The sequence below is a fragment of the Streptomyces sp. NPDC002809 genome (genome assembly GCF_040295435.1).
In the GTDB taxonomy this organism is placed as follows: Bacteria; Actinomycetota; Actinomycetes; order Streptomycetales; family Streptomycetaceae; genus Streptomyces.
On record NZ_JBEOVJ010000156.1, the window covers coordinates 1 to 6,409 of the forward strand.

General features: G+C 71.8%; 6 protein-coding genes. 2 read left to right on the forward strand and 4 right to left on the reverse strand.

The window, feature by feature from the left end; all coding sequences use genetic code 11:
• Nucleotides 1-467 precede the first annotated feature (467 nt).
• From ABT025_RS39090 to ABT025_RS39105, 4 genes are all read right to left on the reverse strand, one after another.
• A complete protein-coding gene (locus ABT025_RS39090; RefSeq protein WP_351003559.1) occupies nt 468-1,259 on the reverse strand; it encodes an ABC transporter permease in 792 nt (263 codons plus the stop codon).
• Nucleotides 1,256-2,263: an ATP-binding cassette domain-containing protein gene (locus ABT025_RS39095; RefSeq protein WP_502972134.1), complete on the reverse strand. Its 1,008-nt coding sequence runs from the start codon at nt 2,261-2,263 to the stop codon at nt 1,256-1,258. Before ABT025_RS39095 ends, ABT025_RS39090 begins: the two co-directional genes overlap by 4 nt.
• A gap of 288 nt (nt 2,264-2,551) precedes the next feature.
• Nucleotides 2,552-3,397 (reverse strand): DUF4097 family beta strand repeat-containing protein, encoded by an 846-nt coding sequence (locus ABT025_RS39100; protein WP_351003561.1) that lies wholly within the window; start codon nt 3,395-3,397, stop codon nt 2,552-2,554.
• Between the two features lie 81 nt (nt 3,398-3,478).
• Nucleotides 3,479-3,994, reverse strand: a complete 516-nt coding sequence (locus tag ABT025_RS39105; RefSeq protein ID WP_351003563.1) for a hypothetical protein — start codon at nt 3,992-3,994, stop codon at nt 3,479-3,481.
• Between the two features lie 467 nt (nt 3,995-4,461).
• Here ABT025_RS39105 and ABT025_RS39110 point away from each other — a divergent pair, with 467 nt between their 5' ends.
• Both ABT025_RS39110 and lysA read left to right on the forward strand, forming a co-directional pair.
• A complete protein-coding gene (locus tag ABT025_RS39110) occupies nt 4,462-4,863 on the forward strand; it encodes an SAV_915 family protein (RefSeq protein ID WP_351003565.1) in 402 nt (133 codons plus the stop codon).
• Nucleotides 4,864-4,927: 64 nt separating this feature from the next.
• Nucleotides 4,928-6,259 (forward strand): diaminopimelate decarboxylase, encoded by a 1,332-nt coding sequence (gene lysA, locus ABT025_RS39115; protein WP_351003569.1) that lies wholly within the window; start codon nt 4,928-4,930, stop codon nt 6,257-6,259.
• Nucleotides 6,260-6,409 lie beyond the last annotated feature (150 nt).

The window sequence follows — 6,409 nt, forward strand, 5'->3', positions numbered from 1 at the left end:
GGGGATCGGATGATCCCCCACCGCCAGGGATGCGTCCACTCAGGTTCGCCGCCGATCCTCGACGGTTCACGGCGCCGAGGACGCGCCGGGAACCGTCGAGGGTGCCCGGAACTTCGTCGCCCGACTGCGCCACGTCTCGGACAGCACCCTGTCCTACGCCTAACTGCCGGGCGGGCAGCGCACTTTCGACCTGTTCGACTCCCCGTGCTTCGAAGTGGTGGTGGATGGCGTCGATGCCTTCGCCGCGTGGGTCCTGGCCGCCCCGAAGCGAACTTCCGGCCCGCCCCCTGCTGGTGCCGCTCCCGGCAGGCGTTGCCCGTCGCCCGTCGCCCGTCGCCCGTCGCCCGGTACGAGTACGTGAAACGGGTCCGGGGCGGCGTACACCGACGTGGTGTCGGAGTACGCCGCCCTGGGGCGGGGCGAGTTGTGGGGTCTCCGGTGCCGGCGTGCGCCGAACGGGACAGCCCTCAGACCGGGTCGCTGTTGAACTTCGAGGTCGACCAGAAGTAGCCGAGGGCGGTGAGGCCCAGGCACCAGGCGAGGGTGAGCCACCCGTTGTGGCCGATCTCGCTGCCCAGCAGCAGGCCCCGGAGGGTCTCGATCGCCGGGGTGAAGGGCTGGTACTCGGCGATCGGCCGGAACCAGCCGGGCATGGTGTCGACGGGGATGAAGGCGCTGGACAGGAGGGGCAGCAGGATCATGGGGAGTGCGTTGTTGCTGGCGGCTTCGGCGTTGGGGCTGATGAGGCCCATGCCGACGGCGATCCAGGTGAAGGCCGTGGCGAAGAGGACGAGGAGTCCGAACGCGGCGAGCCACTCCAGGGTGGTGGCGTCGGTGGAGCGGAACCCGATGGCCACGGCGACGGCGCCGACGAGGACGACGCTGGCGATGCATTGCAGGACGCTGCCGACGACGTGTCCGACGAGTACGGAACCGCGGTGGATGGCCATGGTGCGGAAGCGGGCGATGATGCCTTCGGTCATGTCGTTGGAGACGGAGACCGCCGTGCCGATCGTGGTGCTGCCGATGGTCATCAGCAGGAGGCCGGGGACGATGTAGGCGATGTAGTCGGAGCGGGTGGCGTTGCCGCCGCCGATGCCGGCGCTCATGACGTCGCCGAAGATGTAGACGAAGAGCAGGAGCAGCATGATCGGGGTGAGGAGCAGGTTCAGGGTGAGCGAGGGGTAGCGGCGGGCGTGCAGGAGGTTGCGGCGGAGCATGGTGCTGGAGTCGCGTACGGCGAGGGGCAGGGTGCTCATCGGGCTGTCTCCTTGGGCTGGTCGGCCTGCGCCTGCCGGCTGCTGCCTGTCAGGGCGAAGAACACGTCGTCGAGGTCGGGGGTGTGCACGGTCAGTTCGTCGGCCTCGATGCCGGCGGTGTCCAGCCAGTCGAGGACGGCGCGCAGTTCGCGCTGGGTGCCGTCGCTGGGGATCTGCAGGGAGAGGGAATCGTCGTCCCTGGTGACCTCGCCGAGAACCGAAGCGGCGGACCGGTAGGCGGCCGGGTCGGTGAAGCGGAGCCGGACGTGTCCGCCGGGGACGATTCGCTTGAGTTCGTCGGCGGTGCCCTCGGCGGCGATCTTTCCGTCGTTCAACACCGCGATGCGGTCGGCGAGTTCGTCGGCCTCGTCCAGGTACTGGGTGGTGAGGAAGATGGTGACCCCGTCCGAGACGAGCCCGCGGATGATCTGCCACATGTTGTGCCGCGAGCGGGGGTCGAGGCCGGTCGTCGGCTCGTCGAGGAAGATGATCCGCGGGTTCCCGACCAGGGTCATGGCGATGTCCAGGCGGCGCTTCATGCCACCGGAATAGGTGGAGGCGGGCTTCGTCGCGGCCTCCACCAGGTCGAAGCGTTCGAGGAGTTCGGCGGTCACCCGTCGCCCCTCCTGCTTGGAGAGGTGGTGCAGGTCGGCCATGAGGAGCATGTTCTCCTCGCCGGTGATGAGTCCGTCGACGGCGGAGAACTGCCCGGTGACGCCGATCGCGGCACGCACGGCCTGCGGGTCGGCGGCCAGGTCGTGGCCGCCGACGTGAATCCGGCCGGCGTCGGCGGTGACGAGGGTGGAGAGGATCTTCACGGCGGTGGTCTTGCCTGCACCGTTCGGGCCGAGCAGCGCGAACACGGTGCCGGCGGGGATGTGCAGGTCGATCCCGTCGAGGATGACCTTGTCGCCGTACGACTTGCGCAGACCGACGGCGGAGACGGCGTCCGGCGACGGACGGCCGTCACCCTTTCTGGACGTGAGCATGACAGGAAAAGGCATGGGGCTCTCCCGTTCGAGGGCTGAAAGCGGCTGGGCGGGGCTGGGCTGGGTCGGGGGATCGGGTCGGAGGATCGGGCCGGAGGATTGGGCCGGAGGATTGGGCCGGGCGCGCGGCCCGGGGAGCCGGGCGACGGGGCCGACTGCCCCGTGGACCGGGCGGACCGGCGCCGCCCGCCCGGCGGAACCGGGCGGACCGGGGGTGACTGCCCGGTGGGGCTGGGCGGACCGAGGGCGGACCGAGGCCGGCTGCCCGGCAGGACCGGGTGGACCGGGGCGGCCGCCCCGGGGTCAGGCCTTGGCGCGGCGGATGTCGATGTTGCCGAACCGGGTGCGGGCGTGGACCTTGACGGTGTCCTCGGTCTCCGCCGGGGTCTCGGAGGCGGTGAGGGTGTTGCGTACCTGGCCGGCTCCGGAGTTGACGTCGAGCCAGGCGGCCGTGCCCTCGCGGATGCCGACCTCGATGGCTCCGTGGTTCGTCTCCAACTGGGCTGTTCCGCGGGCGATCTCCGCCACTCGCAGGGTGCCGTGGGCAGTGGTGGCCGTGACCGATCCTTCGGCGCGGGTGATGTCGATGTCGCCATTGGAGCCGCTCACCCGCAGATCGCCGGTCGCGGCGCCGACGGTCGTGGTGCCGTGCGAGTTCTTCAGGACGGCGGATCCGTTGACGAGGCCGACGCGCAGGCTGCCCGAGCTGGTGGTGATCTCGGCCTTGCCCTCCACGTGGTCCACGGTGATCGAGCCGTGCGAAGCGGTCAGGTGCAGCGGGCCGGTCGTGTCGAGTCGGACGTCGCCCGACGAGGTCTTCACGCGGACCTCGCCCAGCCGGCCCTCGCCGAGCACCTGGGCCCAGGCGCCGGTGACGTCGATGCGCGAGCCCGTCGGCAGTTCGACGGTCACGTCGACGGTGCCGGTGCGTCCGATCAGGTAGCGCTGCTTGGGTGTCCGGATGGTCAGTACGCCGCCCACGTAGGTGACCTCGGTCTGCTCGGCCGCCCGGGTGTCCTGGTCCTTCTTCGGGTCGCGGGGCCGCGCCTCGACGACGGTGTCGGGGCGGTCGCCGGCGGTGAACTGGATGGAACCGGCCTCCACGTGCGCGGTGACCGAGATCGCTTCGGGGGTGTCGAAAGAAGGCATGGCTGTCCCGTCCTCTTGAGTCCTCAGGGCGTCCCCGCTGGTGGGACGTGGTGTGGGTGAAGTCGTGCAGGCGGGGGTGAGCTAGCGCACCCAGCCCGTGTAGCCCTGTCCGAGCGTCTGGCTCTTCTCTGTCGTGCGTGGCCCGGTGCCGCCGTCGACCGCGGCCGACACGGCGCGCACCAGCCATGCGTTGACCGACAGGCCCTCGCGGCTCGCGGTCTCCTCGGCGCGCGCCTTGAGGTGGGCCGGCAGGCGCAGGTTGACGCGTGCGGTGCCGCCCTCCTCGCCGTCCGCCGGGGCCGGGGCCTTGAGCGGCTCGGCGGGCGCGGCGGGCTCCGCGGGGGCGATGCCGGCGGCCGGCAGAGTCACCACGAAGTCGGGGTCGAGCCCGCGCAGTCGTACGTCGACCGAGCCGGGCGCGAGTTCGCGGGTGATCTCGTCCATCGCGGCGGAGAGCACGTTGAGCATGGTCAGCCGGGTCGCCGACTCCAGAGGGGCGGTGAGCCTCTCTGCCAGTGCGCGGGCTTCGTCGCCGCCGGCCTCGGCGGCCACTGCAAGTTCGCGGCGGAGGGTGTCGACATACGGGGTGAGGTCCATGACGCCATCTTGGCACCATCGTGGCGCCATGCGCAAGCCGTGTGGCGCAGTCTTTGGAGTCGTATCCGGTAGATAGTGTCTGACCTGCGTAAATAGACTGGAGTCCGCCTGGCTGGCGGTGGTGTCGGAGAGGTCCATCCCTCTCGGGTGGCGTGGAATGGCGCCAGACGGTGCCAGATGGTGCCTCGTGGTGCCGAGTGGTGCCGAGTGGTGTCGCGTGGTGTCGCGTGGCGCCACGAGATGTCAGGCGTGCAGGGGGCGGATGGCCCGTCGCCGGCCGGTGGGGTGGGCGGCGACGGACGAGCCGCTGCGGGCGGCCGCCGTCAATCGCGCGTCAAGGGTCGGGCGTTCGGGATCAAGGGTCCGCCAACGGGCACCTCCGATCCGGTGGGGGCGGGCATAGCGTCGAAGTCATGCCCCGGCTTGCCGGCAGACCGGGGCGCCGATCCGTCTCCATGAGGAGTGCCATGAACGACAGCCAGTGCGCAGAGGACTCCGACCCCCTTGAACCGAACCGGGCCGGAACGTTGTTCGTTCCGGTCCGGCCGGGACCGGTGGGCTGCTGCGCCCGCCTCTTCCGTACGCCTCTCGGCGGCCGTACCGCGGTCGCCTTCACCGAGGAGTCACGGCTGACCCGGACCCTGGGGCGGCAGCAGGCCTGGATCCGGCTCTCCGAGCCGGCGCTGCGCGCGCTCGTCGCGCCCCTGGGCGTCGTCGGCCTCACCGTCGACCCGCTGATGACCGCCCCCGGGCCCCGCGGCCTCGCCGCCGCCGAACCCCGGCGCGAGCGCCGTCCGGCACGGGAGCCGCGACCGGTCCGAGCGCTGCGCGCGAGCAGCGCACCGTCGTTGTCCGCATCGACCTCTTGACCGGCGGGGGAACAACATGAACACCACACTGCCGGCCCTGTCGGCTCCGACATCGGTACCGACGATGCCGCACGCGGTCCCCGTGCCGCCGGGCAACACCGCAGGTCTTTCCGTCTGGCCCGCCTCCGCACGGCTCACCGCCCGCGGCGATGTCGCGGTGGGAGGTGTCTCGCTCGTCGAGGCCGCCGAGCGGTTCGGGACGCCGGTCTACCTCCTCGACGAGGGCGAGGTCCGGGAACGCTGCCGTACCTACCTGCGGGCCTTCCCGGACACCGACGTCGTCTACGCGGCGAAGGCGTTCCTCTGCCGCGCCCTCCTGCACTGGGTACGGGAGGAGGGCCTCGGCCTGGACGTCTGCTCGGCCGGTGAGCTGGAGTTCGCCGTCACCAACGGCTTTCCTCCCGCCCGCATCGTGCTGCACGGCAACGCCAAGAGCCCGGACGACCTGAGCACCGCGCTGCGTCTCGGCGTCGGGAGGATCGTCATCGACAGCGCGTGGGAGATCGCCCGGCTCGCCGCGCTCGTCCCGCACGGCGCCCGGCAGAAGGTGCTGGTGCGCGTGATCCCAGGGGTCGGCGCGGGCGGCCACGCCGCGATCCGCACCGGCACGGACGACCAGAAGTTCGGGCTCTCCCTCACCGACGGCAGCGCCCAGCACGCCATCGCCCGGATCCTCGACCAGCCGCACCTCGAACTGGTCGGACTGCACTGCCACATCGGCTCACAGATCACCGCGGTCAAGCCCTACCTGACCGCGCTCCGACGCATGGTCGGACTCCTGGCCCAGGTCCACCGCCAGCACGGAATCGCGCTGCCCGAGCTCGACATGGGAGGCGGCCACGCCGTCGCCTACCGTCCCGGCGAGGACCCGCTCGACATCCCTTCGCTCGGCGACCGCCTCCGCCGCGAACTGGCCACGAGCTGCGCCGCCGCCGGTATCCCCGCACCCCGTCTCACCATCGAACCCGGCCGCGCCCTGGTGGGGCCCGCGGGCGTGGCGCTCTACCGGGTGCTCGCCGTCAAGCGCACCGGCGACCGCGTCTTCGTGGCCGTGGACGGCGGAATGAGCGACAACCCACGGCCCGCGCTGTACGGCGCCCGCTACGCGCCCCGCCTCATCGGCCGCCGCTCGACGGCCGAACCCTGCACGGCGACGGTCGTCGGCCGCCACTGCGAGGCGGGTGACGTACTCGCCGCCGATGCGGCGCTGCCGGGCGACGTCCACCCGGGAGACCTGGTGGCCATCCCGGTCGCGGGCGCCTACCACCTCTCCATGGCGTCCAGTTACAACGCGGTCGGCCGCCCGCCCGTGGCCGCCGTCCACGAAGGCCGCGCCCGGCTGCTGATACGCCGCGAGTCCCTCGCCGACATCAACGGCCGCGACGTCGGGCTGTGAACGGCTGAGCCGTGAGCGGTCCCGGATCCCCCTTGCGGTGCATGCGGCCGGTGGGCGCTGACGGGGACGCCCCAGTCCTGCTGGTGGACGTGGCAGGCCGGGTACTCGTTCGCGGGGTCGTCGTCGCAGGACGCGGCCATCGCCGAGACG

What these genes read in the sequence shown, in the direction of transcription:
- ABT025_RS39100 (WP_351003561.1), bottom strand. Translation starts at nt 3,397, where the DNA reads ATGCCTTCTTTCGACACCCCCGAAGCGATCTCGGTCACCGCGCACGTG.
- ABT025_RS39105 (WP_351003563.1), bottom strand. Translation starts at nt 3,994, where the DNA reads ATGGACCTCACCCCGTATGTCGACACCCTCCGCCGCGAACTTGCAGTG.
- ABT025_RS39090 (WP_351003559.1), bottom strand. Translation starts at nt 1,259, where the DNA reads ATGAGCACCCTGCCCCTCGCCGTACGCGACTCCAGCACCATGCTCCGC.
- lysA (WP_351003569.1), top strand. Translation starts at nt 4,928, where the DNA reads ATGCCGCACGCGGTCCCCGTGCCGCCGGGCAACACCGCAGGTCTTTCC.
- ABT025_RS39110 (WP_351003565.1), top strand. Translation starts at nt 4,462, where the DNA reads ATGAACGACAGCCAGTGCGCAGAGGACTCCGACCCCCTTGAACCGAAC.
- ABT025_RS39095 (WP_502972134.1), bottom strand. Translation starts at nt 2,263, where the DNA reads ATGCCTTTTCCTGTCATGCTCACGTCCAGAAAGGGTGACGGCCGTCCG.